General features: G+C 38.9%; 17 protein-coding genes and 1 pseudogene. 17 read left to right on the forward strand and 1 reads right to left on the reverse strand.

Annotated features, from left to right (window positions below; all coding sequences use genetic code 11):
- Positions 1 to 89: 89 nt before the first annotated feature.
- The 11 genes and pseudogenes from M3182_RS08435 (at position 90) to wrbA (ending at position 9,635) form a co-directional block, all read left to right on the forward strand.
- Positions 90 to 365 carry a DUF3986 family protein gene (locus M3182_RS08435; protein ID WP_251557651.1) on the forward strand — a complete coding sequence of 92 codons (276 nt, stop codon included), beginning with the start codon at positions 90 to 92 and terminating at the stop codon, positions 363 to 365.
- A gap of 439 nt (positions 366 to 804) precedes the next feature.
- Positions 805 to 2,256: an MFS transporter gene (locus tag M3182_RS08440; protein ID WP_251557652.1), complete on the forward strand. Its 1,452-nt coding sequence runs from the start codon at positions 805 to 807 to the stop codon at positions 2,254 to 2,256.
- Positions 2,257 to 2,275: 19 nt separating this feature from the next.
- Complete coding sequence (locus tag M3182_RS08445) at positions 2,276 to 3,472, forward strand: M20 family metallopeptidase (RefSeq protein WP_251432993.1); 1,197 nt, start codon at positions 2,276 to 2,278, stop codon at positions 3,470 to 3,472.
- Positions 3,473 to 3,724: 252 nt separating this feature from the next.
- Positions 3,725 to 4,159 (forward strand): MarR family winged helix-turn-helix transcriptional regulator, encoded by a 435-nt coding sequence (locus M3182_RS08450; RefSeq protein ID WP_251432995.1) that lies wholly within the window; start codon positions 3,725 to 3,727, stop codon positions 4,157 to 4,159.
- A gap of 323 nt (positions 4,160 to 4,482) precedes the next feature.
- Positions 4,483 to 5,076, forward strand: a complete 594-nt coding sequence (locus tag M3182_RS08455; protein WP_251557653.1) for an NADPH-dependent FMN reductase — start codon at positions 4,483 to 4,485, stop codon at positions 5,074 to 5,076.
- Positions 5,077 to 5,334: 258 nt separating this feature from the next.
- The gene (locus M3182_RS08460) at positions 5,335 to 6,270 is read left to right on the forward strand and encodes a ring-cleaving dioxygenase (protein ID WP_251432999.1); all 936 of its coding nucleotides are present in this window, start codon (positions 5,335 to 5,337) and stop codon (positions 6,268 to 6,270) included.
- Between the two features lie 25 nt (positions 6,271 to 6,295).
- Positions 6,296 to 6,907 (forward strand): annotated as a pseudogene (locus M3182_RS08465) (flavin reductase family protein).
- 28 nt (positions 6,908 to 6,935) lie between these two features.
- Positions 6,936 to 7,880, forward strand: coding sequence for a ring-cleaving dioxygenase (locus tag M3182_RS08470; RefSeq protein ID WP_251557654.1), 945 nt, complete (start codon positions 6,936 to 6,938; stop codon positions 7,878 to 7,880).
- The gene (locus tag M3182_RS08475; protein ID WP_251433006.1) at positions 7,877 to 8,479 is read left to right on the forward strand and encodes an alpha/beta hydrolase; all 603 of its coding nucleotides are present in this window, start codon (positions 7,877 to 7,879) and stop codon (positions 8,477 to 8,479) included. Before M3182_RS08470 ends, M3182_RS08475 begins: the two co-directional genes overlap by 4 nt.
- Positions 8,480 to 8,504: 25 nt before the next feature.
- A complete protein-coding gene (locus M3182_RS08480) occupies positions 8,505 to 8,927 on the forward strand; it encodes a DoxX family protein (RefSeq protein ID WP_251433009.1) in 423 nt (140 codons plus the stop codon).
- A 96-nt stretch (positions 8,928 to 9,023) separates the two neighbouring features.
- Positions 9,024 to 9,635 carry an NAD(P)H:quinone oxidoreductase gene (gene wrbA / locus M3182_RS08485; protein WP_251433252.1) on the forward strand — a complete coding sequence of 204 codons (612 nt, stop codon included), beginning with the start codon at positions 9,024 to 9,026 and terminating at the stop codon, positions 9,633 to 9,635.
- Between the two features lie 70 nt (positions 9,636 to 9,705).
- Here the strand turns inward: wrbA and M3182_RS08490 are convergent, their stop codons facing one another.
- Positions 9,706 to 10,557: a LysR family transcriptional regulator gene (locus M3182_RS08490; RefSeq protein WP_251557655.1), complete on the reverse strand. Its 852-nt coding sequence runs from the start codon at positions 10,555 to 10,557 to the stop codon at positions 9,706 to 9,708.
- Between the two features lie 108 nt (positions 10,558 to 10,665).
- On the opposite strand from M3182_RS08490, the gene M3182_RS08495 reads away from it, so the two are divergent.
- From M3182_RS08495 to xynB, 6 genes are all read left to right on the forward strand, one after another.
- Positions 10,666 to 11,670 carry a DMT family transporter gene (locus tag M3182_RS08495; protein ID WP_251557656.1) on the forward strand — a complete coding sequence of 335 codons (1,005 nt, stop codon included), beginning with the start codon at positions 10,666 to 10,668 and terminating at the stop codon, positions 11,668 to 11,670.
- Between the two features lie 1,507 nt (positions 11,671 to 13,177).
- Positions 13,178 to 14,353: a multidrug efflux MFS transporter NorA gene (gene norA / locus M3182_RS08500; RefSeq protein ID WP_251557657.1), complete on the forward strand. Its 1,176-nt coding sequence runs from the start codon at positions 13,178 to 13,180 to the stop codon at positions 14,351 to 14,353.
- Positions 14,354 to 14,535: 182 nt separating this feature from the next.
- Positions 14,536 to 15,018 (forward strand): DUF2975 domain-containing protein, encoded by a 483-nt coding sequence (locus M3182_RS08505; protein WP_251433021.1) that lies wholly within the window; start codon positions 14,536 to 14,538, stop codon positions 15,016 to 15,018.
- A 10-nt stretch (positions 15,019 to 15,028) separates the two neighbouring features.
- The gene (locus M3182_RS08510; protein WP_251433024.1) at positions 15,029 to 15,253 is read left to right on the forward strand and encodes a helix-turn-helix domain-containing protein; all 225 of its coding nucleotides are present in this window, start codon (positions 15,029 to 15,031) and stop codon (positions 15,251 to 15,253) included.
- Between the two features lie 164 nt (positions 15,254 to 15,417).
- Positions 15,418 to 15,708, forward strand: coding sequence for a hypothetical protein (locus M3182_RS08515; RefSeq protein WP_251557658.1), 291 nt, complete (start codon positions 15,418 to 15,420; stop codon positions 15,706 to 15,708).
- Between the two features lie 445 nt (positions 15,709 to 16,153).
- Positions 16,154 to 17,758, forward strand: coding sequence for a xylan 1,4-beta-xylosidase (gene xynB, locus M3182_RS08520; RefSeq protein WP_251557659.1), 1,605 nt, complete (start codon positions 16,154 to 16,156; stop codon positions 17,756 to 17,758).
- Positions 17,759 to 17,808: the final 50 nt, after the last annotated feature.

A 17,808-nucleotide genomic window follows, 5' to 3' on the forward strand; every position in this document is an offset into this window, starting at 1 on the left:
AAGTAATCGTCCAACTTCAAATAATTGAACCTATAATTAGTTTTCCTAATGGCGAAACGATCAAGTGTAGTGTTACTGAGGTGATAAAAATGCTCTATGACCATAGATACGATTTGCATGTAGGTTATTATAAAAATGGTTTCGATTTGGAAGCTGCTGCGTATAAACGAAAGTCAGAAGATATACGGGACATCTTCTTTGATTTTGAACATGAGGGGTTAAAAAATGATCCAGAAAAAGAATTAGATGGGTTAGGCACAAAGATTTTTTCAATAAAAGCAAAGGAGCTCGAGTATTTTGAGGTTGCAAAAAAATTCGAACAATGGCTGTTTGATCAAAAAATCAGCAAGCTTCTTGACCCTTGATGGGAGAAATAGGTTAGTTCATGCTTCAGAACACTTTGGAATTCGAGATAAAAACAGAAAACCAATAGCAATCAAAAGCATGAGTTTAAGTCCTCTAGTACATAGTCTTTATTTTGGTGTTGATTCTATTTAGACTTTTCTTCAACTAACTTTACCTTCTCCAAGTTCCGTCATTTAACACAAAATGAAGACCTTGCTTGCGGAACTGGTAAAGCAAAATCAACTTAGTATTCTATAATAAAAACCATTCTAGTGGGAATGCTGTGGTTTTATAAACAAACTGGAATTTACGAACTAGTCAATATTCCCATAAGTGGAAATAAAAAATTCTCAACAGAATGGTCTTAAGGAATGAACTTAATAAAAACTGCAAAAAGTAACCTGAAAAGCTAATTCATTATCATTCACATTTTAGCTAATAAATGAATTGGAGGTTACTATGGAAGCGACGAACTATAAAGGCACCAATAAATTAATTATTGGGATTGTATTTGGAGTTATTTCGTTTTGGTTATTTGCTCAGTCAGTGGTCAATGTAGTGCCAGCTGTACAAGAAGATTTAGGTATTTCACTTGGTACATTAAACATTGCCATCGGTTTAAGTGCATTATTCTCTGGATTATTCATTGTTGCTGCCGGTGGATTGGCAGACAAAATTGGACGAAAAAAAATGACCTATATTGGGTTGATTTTAAGTGTGATCGGCTCCCTGTGTCTTGTGTTAGCACAAGGATCTTTTTTACTGATTACCGGACGTGTTCTTCAGGGACTATCTGCAGCATGTATTATGCCTGCAACGATTGCGTTAATGAAAGAGTATTTTGAAGGGGCAGAACGACAACGTGCACTGAGTTATTGGTCAATCGGATCATGGGGTGGATCAGGAGCTGCTTCCTTTGCTGGTGGTGCCATCGCAACGTCTATGGGATGGAGATGGATCTTCATTTTTTGTATCGTCTTTTCTTTACTAAGTATGTGGTTGATTAAAGATACACCAGAAAGCAAAGGAGAATCGACGGGTAAATTTAGATTCGACTACACTGGTCTTGCTGTCTTTATTGTCACCATGGTTGCATTGAATGTATTTATTACTTTTGGGGCAGATTTGGGCTGGACAAGTATAATTTCAATAATCCTTGCTATTGTGGCCATTATCGGATTATTTGTCTTTTACAAAATCGAAAAAAGCAAAGAAGTGGTTTTAATCGATTTTGCCTTATTTAAAAACAAACCTTATTCTGGTGCAACAATTTCTAACTTTTTGTTAAATGCGATTGCTGGAACACTAGTAGTAGCCAATACTTATGTACAAGTAGGGAGAGGCTTTTCTTCGTTTCAAGCAGGGATGCTTTCACTCGGCTATTTGGTCGCTGTGTTAGCGATGATACGTGTTGGAGAGAAATTATTACAAAGAGCAGGCGCAAAATCACCAATGATTTGGGGCTCTCTCATCACTACAGTTGGAGTTGCAATTATGGGATTAACGTTCTTATCTGACTTTGCATATACGGTGGTTGTTTTCATTGGTTTTGCTTTATTTGGACTCGGACTTGGTGTATATGCAACACCATCAACAGATACATCGGTATCGAATGCACCTTCAAACAAAGTAGGAGAAGCTGCAGGGGTTTATAAAATGGCGAGTTCCCTTGGCGGAGCTTTCGGTGTAGCGATATCGGCTACTGTTTATACGTCCATTTCCGCTGCGGGAAACTTGGAACTGGCAGCTACAGCGGGGATTATCGTAAACGTCATATTCGGGGTTCTCTCGATTCTATCCATTATCTTCATGGTTCCAAGAAATGCAGGAAAAGAACAAACACAGAAGGAAGCAAAAAATGTACGGTTAAAAAATCCTCCTGGGCAGCCAGAACCAGAACCTACTCATTGAGTAAAAGGAGATTGAAAAGATGTTATTAAATGAATTACTGCAAAAATTAGAAGAAAAAAAAGACCGGATCATCGAGATACGTCGCTATCTTCATGAACATCCCGAACTTTCTTTCGAAGAAGAACAAACCGCCAACTATATTGCTGATTTTTATAAAGAAGTCAATGTGGATTCAGTTGAGACCAATTTCGGAGGCGAGCGGGGGATTGTTGTCACCATTAAAGGCTCAAAGCCAGGAAAAACGATTGCCATCCGAGCGGATTTTGATGCATTGCCGATTAAAGAAGAAACGGGACTGCCGTTTGCCTCAAAAAATGAGGGTGTGATGCATGCGTGTGGACATGATGGTCATACTGCCTATATGTTGATTTTAGCTGAGACATTAGCAGAGCATAAAGACCAATTAGCTGGCACCATTCGAGTCATTCATCAACCTGCAGAAGAAACGCCTCCAGGTGGGGCAATCGGTATGATCAAAGCAGGCGTGCTGGATGGTGTAGACGCAATCCTAGGCATTCATGTGATGAGCAACATGAAAACGGGCAACATATATTATCGAAGCGGCAATACGCAAACAGGAAGGTCATATTTTAAATTAGTGGTTCAAGGAAAAGGTGGTCACGGTTCATCCCCACATTTGGCAAACGATGCGATTGTAGCGGCAAGTTCTTTTGTGATGAATGTACAGACGATCGTTAGCCGCCGAATCAATCCATTTGATGCAGCTTCTGTGACGATTGGAAACTTTGACGGGAAGGGAAGCTTCAACGTCATTAAAGATTCTGTAACAATTGAAGGGGATGTTCGGACGATGTCTCCTGAGACGCGAGAAACCGTTGAAAGAGAAGTGCAGGCATTTGCCGAAGGCTTGGAAAGATCCTATGGAGTAAAAGCAACACTTGAATATAAAAATGACTATCCAGTCCTCTATAATGATCCTGATGTAACGGAGCAAGTACGTCAAGCCTTAGAACAAGCATCCATTCCAGAAGTAGAAGAGGTCTTGGAAACACCGCCACAGCCGCCTTCAGAAGATTTTGCTTACTATCTTGAAAAAGTACCAGGCTGCTTCTTCTATGTCGGTGCGATTCCGGAATCGGGTGAAGCCTATCCGCATCATCATCCTAAATTTGATATTAATGAAAAAAGTCTCATCATCAGCGCAAAAGCAATGGCTGCTGTAGTCGCTTCTTATTGTGATGGTAGTGAAAAGTAAGGGGGAAGCAACAGGTGCTTTCCCTTTTTGTTTTGGAAACTAGTTCAATGCAAAAACTCAAAAACTAGGTATAAAGTTTGACACCCAAAACAAAAATGTGGTAAATTTATCTTTAATCAAAGATATATAAATTCGAGATATTAAGGAATACTATTATATTTTTTTGGTCCCATATCTTGAACTCGAGATATAGGGGAAGAAAAGTCTCGTTAGTAGACAAAACTAATGAGCCTTGAAAGGAGGAATACGGTTGTGGAATTAGTAAAAGATGAGTTGAAAGCTGTAACTGTAATTATTCGTGCCTCCCAAGCGATACAAGAAGTGATTCGAAAAGACGCCGCCAAGTTTGGTCTGAATTCTACGGAATTCTCTGTGTTAGAGTTGTTGTATCATAGAGGCGACCAGCCCATTCAAAAGATTGGCAAAAAGGTTCTTATTTCAAGTGGCAGTATTACTTATGTTGTGGATAAGCTTGAGCAAAAAAACTATGTAAGACGGCGGGGATGCCCAAAAGACCGACGTGTAACCTACGCGGCGATAACCAGTGAAGGGAAATTATTAATGGATAAAATTTTCCCGCAACACGAATTGAAGATTCAAGAAATTTTTGCTGAATTGGATGCTGAAGAGGTCAAGGAAGCCATTGCTTTATTAAAACGAATTGGCTACAGCGCAAAAAACCTTTAATTGTTACATCTATTTTGAGATATAAGGTCAATAGGACTTTTTCCAAGATTGGATCTAGTTTATATGAACAACAAATGAGTAAAGTTGAAAAAAATTGTTGTTTTAAGTTGTTGACATTGATAAAGATTCTATGTTAAATTTATCCCGAATTAAAAATAAATGAATTCAAGAGTTATGGAATTAATATTTTTTTAGCTTTATATCTTGAATTCGAGATTATTGACCTTTGTGTACCATCTAAAACACTTAGTGATAAAGGGATGTTTTCCAAGAGGCAATTAATCAACAATATCTCTAGACTTTTCAAGGAGGTGAAATCATCAATGGGATTTTTAGATAGATTATTTGGAACAAAAAAAGAGGAGGAACAAACAATGACAAAATTAAACATTGGTATTATTTTAGGTTCTACACGTGAAGGACGCGTAAGTCCACAAGTTGGTGCATGGGTAAAAGAAATCGCAGATAAGCGCGGCGATGCAAACTATACGATTATCGATCTTGCAGATTATAAATTGCCAATCCTAGGCGAAGCAGGCGGCGATGCATCAGGTGCAAAAGCATGGTCTGAAATTATTGCTGAACAAGACGGATTTGTCTTTATCGTTCAAGAATACAATCACTCTATTACAGCAGCACTTAAAAATGGATTAGACTACTTACGTGATGAGTGGAACAACAAAGCAGCTGGAATCGTATCTTACGGATCAGTAGGTGGCGCTCGTGCCGCAGAACATTTACGCGGAATTTTAGGTGAATTGTCTATCGCAGACGTTCGTGTTCATCCGGCATTATCTTTATTCACTGATTTTGAAAATGGAACTGACTTCAAACCAAAAGCTGTACAAGAAGAATCAGTGAATCAAATGTTGGATCAATTAAACACTTGGTCAAAAGCATTGTTCACTATTCGTTAATATTAATTTTAAAAGATAGACAACATGTGCACAAGCAGCTGTACATGTTGTCCCATTATGAAAATTGAGCGGATTGTTATCAAACCGATTGAAGGATGTGCTCAAGAGTCATAACCAAAAAATCAGTTAATTTTTTTTAATTAATTATCTCTAATTCAAGATTCTTGATTTAAGTCAAATTTGGTGTTCGATTCGGTTAAACTAGCAAATCAATGTAAAAAATATCTACAAATAATAGAAGAAAAAGGAGAGCAAAACATGAAAAAAACAATGGGAATTCACCATATCACTGCAATTGTTGGTCATCCACAAGAAAATGTCGACTTCTATGCTGGAGTATTAGGTTTGCGTCTCGTTAAACAGACGGTCAATTTTGATGATCCAGAAACCTATCACCTTTATTTCGGGGATGAAGGCGGAAAACCAGGAACCATTATTACGTTTTTTCCATGGGCAAATGCGTATCAAGGGAAAATTGGCGATGGTCAGGTAGGGGTTACATCCTATGTCGTTCCAAAAGGCGCTATGAATTTTTGGGAGGAAAGACTAGCAAAATTCAACATTCCTTTTACAAAAATGGAGCGGTTTGGTGAGCGATATTTGGAATTCGATGATCCACATGGACTTCATTTAGAAATTGTTGAAAGAGAAGAAGGCGAAATGAATACATGGTCTTTCGGCGAAATTACTTCAGATGTCGGGATCAAAGGCTTTGGCGGCGCGACACTTTTGTCGACTCAACCGAACAAAACAGGTGAACTGTTAGAAAAAGTGATGGGACTTGAGTTCGTTGCAAAAGAAGGAGACTTCGCTCGTTATCGTTCTACAGGAGATATCGGAAATATCATTGATCTAAAATTAACCTCAATTGGCCGTGGGCAAATGGGAGTTGGAACGGTCCATCATATTGCTTGGAGAGCGGTAGATGATCAGGATCAATTGGATTGGAAACAGTTTGTAACAGCGAATGGCTATGGTGTGACACCGGTCAGAGATCGCAACTATTTTAATGCCATTTACTTTAGAGAGCATGGCGAAATTCTGTTCGAAATTGCGACCGACCCACCAGGATTCGCGCACGATGAATCACACGATACAATGGGTGAACAGTTGATGCTACCAGAACAATATGAACCGCACCGCGATCAGATTGAACGAGGATTGATTCCGTTTGAAGTAAGAACATTAGATTAATTTTTATGAAAAAGGGGGCTGTCCGATGCTTTCAATCGACCCAAACCAGTTGACCGAAAGAGAAAATTATAAGTTTTTAATTGGCAGTATTATTCCTAGGCCGATCGCTTTCGTCACCAGTCAATCCAAAGATGGAGTGTTGAACGGAGCGCCATTTAGTTATTTTAATATTGTCACATAGAATCCTCCGATGATTTCACTCTCGATTCAGCGGTCTGAAGGCATGCAAAAGGATACTGCAAGAAACATTCTTGATAAAAAGGAATTTGTTGTTCACATCGTTGATGAACAAAATGTTGAAAAAATCAATCAAACAGCCTCCTCACTTCCTGCGAATCAAAGTGAAGTACAATTGGCGGGATTAACTCCTGTTGAAAGCATGAAAATTTCCGTGCCTGGCATAGCTGAAGCAAAAATTCGTTTTGAGTGTATGTTGGAACACGCATTGGAGGTAGGTGGTTCAGGCACTACTCCTGGTTGTGATTTTATTATTGGAAAAGTTGTTCAATTTCATATTGAAGAGAAGCTTTATGAAAAGGGGAGAATTGATCCAATCGGGTTGGCTGCTGTGAGTCGATTAGCGGGCGCGAATTATGCCAAACTTGGCGAGATGTTTTCGATTGAAAGACCGAAATAGGATATGGAACGAAAGGGAGGGATTTAGTGTGCAACGAACAGCTGGCATTCATCATATCACCGCGATGGTGAACGACGCCCAAAAAACGATTGATTTCTATGTTGGGGTACTGGGAATGAGACTTGTGAAAAAAACGATCAACTTCGACCGTCCTGAAGTTTATCATCTGTATTTTGGGAATGAATCTGGTCATCCTGGAACGGTGATTACCTTTTTTCCTTGGGAGCACCAATTAAAAGGCCGTATTGGCACAGGGCAGGTTGGGATGACAAGCTATCTGATTCCTGAACATTCACTAGCGTTTTGGCAACAGCGGTTAAAATCATATGGCCAACGATTCATTCAAACGGTACGTTTTGGTGAAACTTCCTTGCAATTCCAAGATCCAGACGGACTTGAAATCGAATTGGTTGAGCGGTCAGGGGGACCACTTAATACTTGGAGTACTAGCGATATTCCAGCAGAGTTTGCAATCAAAGGGTTTGGCGGGGCAACCCTTCTTTCCGCTAAACCTCATAAAACGGCAGAAGTGCTCGAAAATGTACTTGGCCTTACATGTATTGGTCAGGAAGAAACTATCCTTCGTTTTCAATCAGAAGACATACTGGGGAATATAATTGACATTAAACTTTCACCATCCGTCCGTGGGTTAATGGGAGCTGGCACAGTCCATCATATTGCTTGGCGGGCGAAAGATGAAGAAGAACTTCATAAATGGCGTGAGCTGGTTGCGGAAAATGGCTACTATCCAACCGAAATCCGTGATCGAAATTATTTTAAAGCTGTCTATTTTCATGAAGAAGGCGGTATTTTGTTTGAAATTGCGACAGATTTTCCAGGTTTTACCGTGGATGAACCATTAGAAGAACTCGGCCAAAAGCTAATGCTGCCTTCGTGGTTTGAAGACAAAAGAGAGGAACTAGAGGCAACTTTACCAGACATAAAGGTCCCGAATTTAGGAGGAGAAGAATGAAACATATCTTTCAAAAAGGAAAAAATCCAGCAAAACCAACACTATTATTGCTTCATGGAACTGGCGGCAATGAGTTAGACTTGCTTCCACTTGCTGGGATGATTGATGATGAAGCGAACGTCCTAAGTGTTAGAGGAAATGTGCTCGAAAACGGCATGCCTCGCTTCTTTCGCAGATTAGCAGAAGGCATCTTCGATGAAGAGGACCTTGTGTTCCGTACGAAAGAACTGAATGAGTTTTTAGATGAAGCGGCTAATAAATATGATTTTGACCGTAAAAATATTGTAGCGATCGGCTATTCAAATGGAGCAAATATCGCAGCGAGTTTATTGTTCCATTATCAAAATGCATTAAAAGCAGCAATTCTCCATCATCCGATGGTGCCGAGAAAAGGAATCGAGCTTCCGGATTTAGCGGGAACGTCCGTATTTATTGCGGCAGGAACCAATGATCCAATCTGTTCCCCGTTGGAATCAGCAGAGTTGAAAGAAATGCTGACAAAGGCTAATGCAAATGTTGAACTTCATTGGGAAAACAGGGGGCATCAGCTTACAGCTACAGAAGTAGAAGCGGCAGCCAACTGGTATAAAAATAGATAAAAAATTAGTGGGGGATAGGAATACAATGATGAAAACAGAAATTGGAGCATTTATTTTACGTATTACTTTAGGAGTCATCTTTTTCATTCATGGATTAGTCAAATTCCAAGATGGAATTGAAAATACAGTCGGATGGTTTACTAGTATTGGCCTACCTGGGTTTTTAGCTTATGCCGTTGCAGGCATTGAATTAGTTGGCGGAATTCTTTTAGTGATTGGATTTGGAACGAAATTGGTGTCTGCATTGATTGCGGTTATCATGATTGGTGCAACGCTTAAAGTCAAACTTTCGCTTGGACTATTAGGTAATGGTCAAATGGCTGGATATGAACTGGATTTAGCGTTTTTAGCGATGGCTGTTTATCTTTCGATTAATGGGAGCAAACTACTATCAGTAGGACAATTGGTGTTTAAAAAAGATTCAGAGAGTGCAAATAAAGCTGCTTGATTGATTCGATTTTTCTAAAGCAACATTAGGAGGGACATAACAATGGGGTTTCTATCCAAACTATTTGGAAAAACAGATGCAAAGGAGACTGAAACTATGGAAAAGGTTAAGTTAGCGGTTATTTTTTACAGCATGGGCGGAACAAACTACCAACTAGCCAAATGGGCTGCAGAAGGGGCACAAGAAGCGGGGGCGGAAGTTAAGGTATTAAAAGTGCAAGAATTAGCTCCTGATTCCGTGATTCAAGGAAATGATGCATGGAAAGCAACAGTCGAAGCAACAAAAGATGTTCCAATTGCAACAGGTGACGATATTGAATGGGCAGATGCAATCATCTTTAGCGTGCCAACCCGATTTGGAAACATGCCGTCGCAAATGAAGCAATTTCTTGATATACAAGGCGGTTTATGGGCAACAGGTAAAACCGTGAACAAAGTTGTCAGTGCAATGACTTCTGCACAAAATCCGCATGGAGGCCAAGAAGCAACATTGTTATCTCTTTACACTTCGATGATGCATTGGGGCGCAATCATTGCCACACCTGGATATACGGACCCTGTTCTTTTTGGAGCAGGCGGAAACCCATACGGTACAAGTGTTACTGTTAGTCAAGATGGGAAAATGATTGAAGACGTAGAAGGCGCCGTTAAGCACCAAGCGAAACGTACAGTTTCTGTTGCAGAGTGGGTCAAAAAAGGACAGAACTAATTCTATCTAATAAAAAAACTAATCGGGAGCACTTCCGATTAGTTTTTTTGTGATTAGACGAGAAGTATATTTATTTATTCGACTCGATGGTTTCAATAAATTTTGCGATGGTTGCGGTTAAATACGTATCCGCTCGTCTGATAAATACGGTTTTAATGGTGCTGTATTGTTTAGGAAGAGAATGACATTGAATAAGTCCGTTTTGTTCCAAATGGTTTACGGCTGACTTTGGTACGAAGGTGACTCCAAGCCCCATAGTAACACTTTGCAAGATGGTTTCTAATGTACCAAATTCCATCACTCGTTTCGGTGTGATGTTTTGGTCTTTATACCATGTTTCAAGACGCGCTCGGTATCCACAGCCTTTGCTGAAACATAAGAAAGGTTTTTCTTTCAGCTCTTCAAGAGGACCGGCGCTTGGATCTGAGATTAACACAAGTTCTTCTTGAAACACCTGATGTGAAACAAGATCTGGATGGAAGTCCGATTCAGTAACGAACGCTCCATCCAATTTGTGGTTGAGTACTTCTCTTTGTAGGGTTTCGGTTACCCCAGTATAAACAGACAAATCAACATCTTGATAGTTTTTAATATAGGTAGATAAAATTTTAGGTAAATGAATGACCGTTTCAACAGTCCCAATTTCTAATTTTCCGGACGGTTCGGTTTGATTTTGAACAGCTTGTTTCATTTCATCTGTTAACGATAAAATTTTTTGACTATAACTTAAGAGCTTCTTTCCCTCAGGTGTCAAACTCATCCCACGTCGATGCCGATTAAACAGGGGAGTATTCAATTCACTCTCTAATTTATGTATTCTAGCCGTAAGATTCGATTGCACGTAGTTTAATTCTTTGGCTGCGCCTGTAATCGTCCCTTGTTTCGCAACTGCCTGGAAAATCTCTAAGTCCTTAAATTCCATTATGAATTCCTTCCCACTATCTATTTTTCTATAGTTCTATGATATCACAAAAAGTGATGGTTGATGTTCATCATTATTCATTTTACGCGATATCAAAAAGGATAGATAATGAACCTAATATGTTTGAGGAAGGTAGGCAGATGGAAAGTGAGTAAAAATGTTTTATTTGGAGCGATTTTATGTTTTATTGCGTCTGTTTCGTGGGGGGCGATGTTTCCTGTCGCCCATGCAGCGTTTAAACATATTGATCCCTTTTATTTTACACTGATTCGGTATGGAGCGGTAACGGTTATTTTGGTCGTTCTCTTGCTTTGGAAAGAAGGAAAGCAGGCTTTTCGCTTGGAAGGAAAAGGTCTTCACTTATGGTTCTTCGGAACAATGGCTTTTACGGTCTACAATCTCTTGATATTCTGGGGAGAAGATTTATTAGGAGAGCCAGGGGTCATGGTTGCGTCCATCATGGAGTCATTGATGCCGATGATTTCGATTGTGATTGTCTGGATGTTTTTTCATAAACGTCCACATGTCTTTACATTCCTTTGTGTGATTGTATCCTTTGTTGGTGCGATGTTCGTGATTACAAAAGGGGATATGAATAGTTTTCTTCGTGCAACTGATGATTTTATTCCTACGATGCTCATTTTCGTTGCGGTGGTAGGCTGGGTGATTTATACCATGGGGGGAAGCGAGTTTCGTGGGTGGTCCGCGTTGCGTTACTCGACGCTCACTTGTATCCTGGGGACGTTCACATCCCTTGTCGTGGTCATTGGAGCAACCATGGTTGGTTATATCTCTATCCCAACTAGTGAAGTCATCCTAGCTACAAGTCCACATTTATTGTTTATGATTATTTTCCCTGGGTTGATTGCATTGCTAGGGTGGAACATCGGGGTGAGCATTTTATCCCCAATCAATGCGCTGTTATTCATTAACTTTGTACCGGTAACAACGCTTTTGGTTTCGGTATTTCAAGGTTATCAGATCACCGTTTTTGACCTTGTCGGTACGGTGTTAATTATTCTCTCGCTTGTGTCAAACAATCTTTTCGTTCGATTACAAAAGAAAGCATCCAAGCAACCAGTACAAACAAAATTACATCAACGAATATCCTAAAAAGTTGTTGCGTCTTGTTCTTACATTAGTAGTAAATGTAGGAGCAAGACGTTTTTTTGTGTTGAATTGCCTGTTAATCTTATCGAAGACTGATGAATAGTTACAAATAAGAGCCTACGTGCCCATACTTTATGGTAAAATCCGAAAACAGGCACGTAGAAGTTCTATAGGTTCACGATTTAAAAGAATCAGATGAAGAACTGTAACGTAGAGGAGAGGTACGTGACTGTTCTCATTGGTAAAATCCAAAAACGGTAACCTAGAAGGTTTATACGTGCCCGATTTGAATGTTTAAGAGGAAGAATGGTCACGTAAAGAAAAGCTAAGTGCACATTCTCCATAGTAAAATCCGAAAAAGGTCACGTAGGGGATTATAATAACTTCCCAATTAAGGAATTTGAGGGGGAAATTGTAACCAAGGAGATCGTTCGTTGTCTAAAAGGTCGTTCCCTGAGTCCAAAACGGTAACCAACAATATCCCTATTAGCAAACCTCCTAAATCACCAACACTCTATCCGTTTCCAAAGCTTGAATCTCCAGATTGACCACACAAATAAATGAAGCAAAAGCCACCAGCAAACTAAACTGTACTTTTCTCGACTTGAAAAGAAATACGGTCTATCCCAACACCCAATCAACCAGCTTAGATGACCCTTTTCACAATGGTGTTTTTACCAAATTGTTTCCTTTATTTTTTACTATGAATAAATTCCAAAATCCTCTATAATCTAGAGAAGATAGAATCAAGTTTTAATCACGGGTGATAGATTCCAATCACCTTAGGAGTTACCATAAAGAGATGATTGGTTGTTATTTAAAACAAGTAAAAATGTCGATAAAACAAGCGTGAATATCGCTTGTCCTGTGCCTTTATTTATTGGGCAGGATTTTTATTGATCAATAATTTTCTCAATGTTTTTCATAATAGCTGTTTTCGTAAAGGTTGTTGTTAAAATCATAAAGCCGATTTTAACGCAGAATAACCTATTTTGTACGACATATCTAAGTTTGTAGCTCTTTTCTCTTATGCTATAGCTTTTTTAAAAACGAAACTAATGGCATTAGAGTTCTATTTGAGCTTTGCAAGCAACAATATTTGATAAAAGAGCTTTCATAAAAGAATCGAAATAAAAGACATTCATCTGTTGCTGACAGGATTGTTTGTCTTTTTTGTTAGTGAGATGGTTGCGAAAATGATTAGAAAGAGAAAGCTGTTTTCGTAACGTTTGTTTTTAAAATTTAATAGCTGATTTTAACGCGGAACAAGCTTTCTCGACGTTACTACTTAGTTTGTAGCTCTTTTCTCACCGTGTAAACGAACTTTGGAATTCATTTTATATTTCCTGTAAAAAGCAACAATCTTTGAGAAAAGAGCCTAAAAGAAAAACAAAATAAAATATAGAACTTCTCGGTTAAGCTTGTTATTGCCTGAATACAGGTGGAATGAACTTTTTCATTTTTAGAAGATCTTGTTTTTAGAGTAATTTTAAGTTAAGGGGATAGAAAAATGAGATCATATAAAGTCACGTTAAGCTTGTTGTTAATGAATTTGTTCATTGCCTTTTTGGGGATTGGCCTTGTTATTCCTGTAATGCCGACGTTGATGAATGAACTAGGAATCACAGGGACCGTCGTTGGGTATTTAACCGCTGCCTTTGCGATTGCGCAATTGATTTGTTCTCCGTTTGCTGGGAAAGCAGCCGACAAGTTCGGTCGAAAAATCATGATAGTGATCGGATTATTTCTTTTTGGTTTCTCCGAATTTCTATTTGGATTAGGAAAAGTAATTGAAGTCTTGTTTGTGTCACGGATTTTAGGGGGAATAAGTGCAGCCTTCATCATGCCAGCTGTTACCGCCTTTATTGCCGATATCACAACAAAAGAAACTCGTCCGAAAGCACTCGGGTACATGTCTGCCGCAATCAGCACGGGATTTATTATTGGTCCTGGTATTGGTGGATTTTTAGCGGACTTTGGTACGCGGGTTCCGTTTTATTTTGCAGGAGCACTCGGCACGGTGGCCGGCATTTTATCGATTCTGTTGTTAACCGAGCCACAACGTTTAGAAGAAGAAACTTCACTCTCGATGGAAAAAGGCGGGATGAAACGAATTTTTGCTCCAATGTACTTTATTCCATTGGTTTTAATTTTCATCGCTTCGTTTGGATTAGCCGCATTTGAGTCGTTTTTTAGTTTGTTTGTAGACCATAAATTCCAGTTTACGCCGACGGATATTGCCATTGTCATTACAGGTGGGGCGATTGTTGGCGCGATTGGCCAAGTGGTTCTATTTGATCGACTTACCCGTATTTGGGGTGAAATCAAACTGATTCGCTATTGCTTGGTCATATCAGCGGTTCTCGTGTTTTTGATGACGGTGGTTTCTTCTTATTTTGCCATTTTACTGGTAACGTTTATCGTGTTTATTGGCTTCGATTTATTTCGTCCGGCCGTTACGTCTTATCTGTCTAATATTGCTGGAAACGAACAAGGATTTATTGGCGGAATGAACTCGATGTTTACAAGTTTGGCGAACATTTTCGGCCCGATTATCGGTGGAATGTTGTTCGACGTCAATGTTAACTATCCTTATTACTTTGCGACGGTTGTCTTAATAATAGGGATTGGATTAACACTTCTTTGGAAAAAACCGGCACCTGTTAAACAGAAAGCACTCGTATAAAAATAAAATCTTAGCGTGGATTCTTTTATGAATCCACGCTATTTTTATAACCTCAGCGAATAATGGAAACGGTAGAATAGATTAAAACAATAACAACATAAATAAAATCAATAATAATTTATTGTAAAACGATAAATAATAGAGTAAAATCAAATAGAAAATAAACATGTGAGGTGCTTTTTATGAAACGAAGTTCCACGCTCTTTTTAAAATTTGCTGTTATTCTAATTGGAATACCGGTGCTTCTGTTGTGCATCTTTTTGGTGCCGGAGTTAGGGGAAGTTACGGCAGAATTGTTACCAGAGTTTGCGTTCGTACAATATCTCGTAATGAGCCTATTTTATGCATCGGTAATCCCGTTCTATTTTGCGTTGTATCAAGCTTTTAAACTTTTAAGTTACATTGACAAAAGCAATGCTTTTTCCGATTTATCTGTAAATGCATTAAAGAGAATCAAGTATTGTGCGATTACCATTAGTATTTTGCACGTGCTCGTTCTCCCAATTTTCTATCTTTTTGCGGAAATGGACGATGCACCAGGGGTCATTTTTGTAGGCTTACTGGTTCCTTTTGCATCGATGGTGATTGCTGTGTTTGCGGCAGTGCTCCAAAAACTTTTACAAGAAGCAATCGAAATAAAATCAGAAAATGATTTAACGGTTTGAGGTGAAAACTATGGCAATTATCATCAATATTGATGTCATGCTGGCAAAAAGGAAAATGAGCGTGACCGAACTCTCGGAGCGTGTCGGAATCACAATGGCTAACCTTTCGATTTTGAAAAATGGTAAGGCAAAAGCAATTCGCTTGTCTACTTTAGACGCGATTTGTAAGGCATTAGACTGTCAGCCCGGAGATATCCTCGAATACAGAATGGATGAAGACGGAGAGGACGAATGACTAGCATGAACTTGCAATCTATCAGGATCAAGTTGGTTGCAATTCCTACTTACAGTCAATAATATCTAGTTCAAAAAGGTTTGTAATACTTACAACACAGATGGGGAAAAGCCCTGTATAAGAACAAAGTGCCCATATTTGGGAAGGGTGGGGAGCTTGTGAGGTTGCTTAAAAAGAAAACTGTTTATTCAAGCCTAATCGTAGTTGCTTCAATCTTTTTTCTTAGCACTTTTGGACCATATAACTTCTTTCACCATTTAAACGCGGAAAATATTTTAGAGGAACCATTACTATCAAAGGAATTCAAGGATACAACCGTAAAGGATGTCATCTATAAAGGTGACGACACCTATATGATTAAAACGGAGGAAAAAGACTTTGTCGTTATGAGAAACTATTTTTCTGTTATGAATTATAAATGGGTCATCTTTGAGTATAAAAAAGAACTTCTTTAATCATCATTTAGGGTCGAACTGGTAATATTTATGAGCAGTCCAATATCCAAACTGGGCTGTTCTTTTTATTAGTGCAAACAGATTTTTTAAGCATAATGATTACACCAATAAAATCGGTGGAGTGGAATTGTTAATTAACTATCTTATTGCAGCCAGAAAACCTAGCTGATTTGATTATTCTTTTTCATGTAGTTGGCTCTATTTTTTCCCTTCATACAAGATGGGTCTCATTGCTTACCACTTATTTCATCAAAATGATTGAAAAAAAAGAAAGAATATCTTACTATGAAGGTAAGTTAGTTTATTCAATAAACAAACTAACAACAAATATATTTAAAAACTAAGAACCTTAATGTTCGTATCAAAGGTTAGCACTGACACTATTTTTGAAAGCGTTTTACGATTCTACTTTGTAGTTGAATAAGTTTCTTAGGGGGAATTTTAGATGAATATCAACAATCCAGTTCTTAAAGGTTTCAATCCCGATCCTAGTATTTGCCGGGTAGGGGAGGATTATTATATTGCAGTCTCAACATTTGAATGGTTTCCAGGAGTTCAAATCCATCATTCTAAGGATCTCGTAAACTGGCAATTGGTTGCGCATCCATTACAGCGCGTTTCGCAATTAGATATGAAAGGAAACCCTAATTCAGGCGGAGTTTGGGCACCATGTTTAAGTTACAGCGATGGAAAGTTCTGGCTTATCTATACAGATGTTAAAGTGGTCGATGGCGCTTGGAAAGATTGCCACAATTATTTAGTCACTTGTGAGACTGTTGATGGCGATTGGGGTGAGCCAATTAAATTAAACAGCTCCGGGTTTGACGCTTCCTTGTTTCATGATAATGATGGAAAGAAATATTTAGTAAATATGTTATGGGATCAGCGACTCGATCAACATTCTTTTGGCGGAATTGTGATGCAAGAGTATTCGCATGAAGAGAAAAAACTAGTCGGCAAGCCGGAAGTGATTTTTAAAGGGACGGATATCAAACTTACCGAAGCTCCACACCTTTACCATATCGATGACTATTATTATTTACTAACAGCCGAAGGTGGAACAAAATTTGAGCATGCGGCGACCATTGCTCGTTCAAAAAAAATTGAGGGTCCTTATGAAGTTCATCCGGATAACCCAATTTTAACTTCTTGGCATGATCCTAGGAATCCATTACAAAAATGCGGACATGCTTCGATTGTGGAAACACATACAGGGGAGTGGTATTTAGCTCATTTAACAGGACGCCCGATTCATCCCGATCAAACGGAGACGATTTTTCATCAAAGAGGTTATTGTCCACTTGGAAGAGAAACTGCGATTCAAAAATTAGAGTGGAGAGACGGCTGGCCATATGTGGTCGGTGGAAAAGAAGGCAGCCTTGAAGTAGAAGCTCCAAACATTCCTGAAACAAAGTTTCCAGCAACCTATCCGGAAGTGGATGAATTTGAAAATACAAAGCTAAATATTAACTTTAATACATTAAGAATTCCGTTTACCGAAAATTTAGGTTCGTTAACAGCAAGACCAAATCATCTGCGCTTATACGGTCAGGAATCGTTAACATCTACCTTTACACAATCGTTTGTGGCAAGACGTTGGCAGAGTCTCGAGTTTGAAGCAGAAACCGCTGTTGAGTTTCAGCCAAATACCTTCCAACAAGCAGCTGGATTGGTGAACTATTATAACACCGAAAACTGGACAGCGCTTCAAGTCACCTACGATGAAGACTTAGGCCGAATTTTAGAGTTAACTGTATGTGATAACTTCACATTCTCCCAGCCGTTAAAAGAAAAAATCGTGATTCCTCAGGAAGCACAGTATGTCTACTTGAAAGTCAATGTTGAACAAGAAACCTACACGTACTCTTATTCTTTTAACAAAGAAGACTGGCAAACAATTGATGTTGTGTTTGAATCGAAAAAATTATCCGATGATTATATTCGCGGCGGAGGATTCTTCACTGGAGCCTTTGTTGGCATGCAATGCCAAGATACAAGCGGACAAAATCAGCCAGCTGACTTTAAGTATTTCAAATATAAGGAAAGATAAGCAGCAATAATCCTTCCAATCAGGAATTTCTGATTTTGGGCAAGCAAAAC

This window comes from Mesobacillus maritimus, from assembly GCF_023715205.1.
Classification (GTDB): Bacteria; Bacillota; Bacilli; order Bacillales; family Cytobacillaceae; genus Mesobacillus_B; species Mesobacillus_B maritimus_C.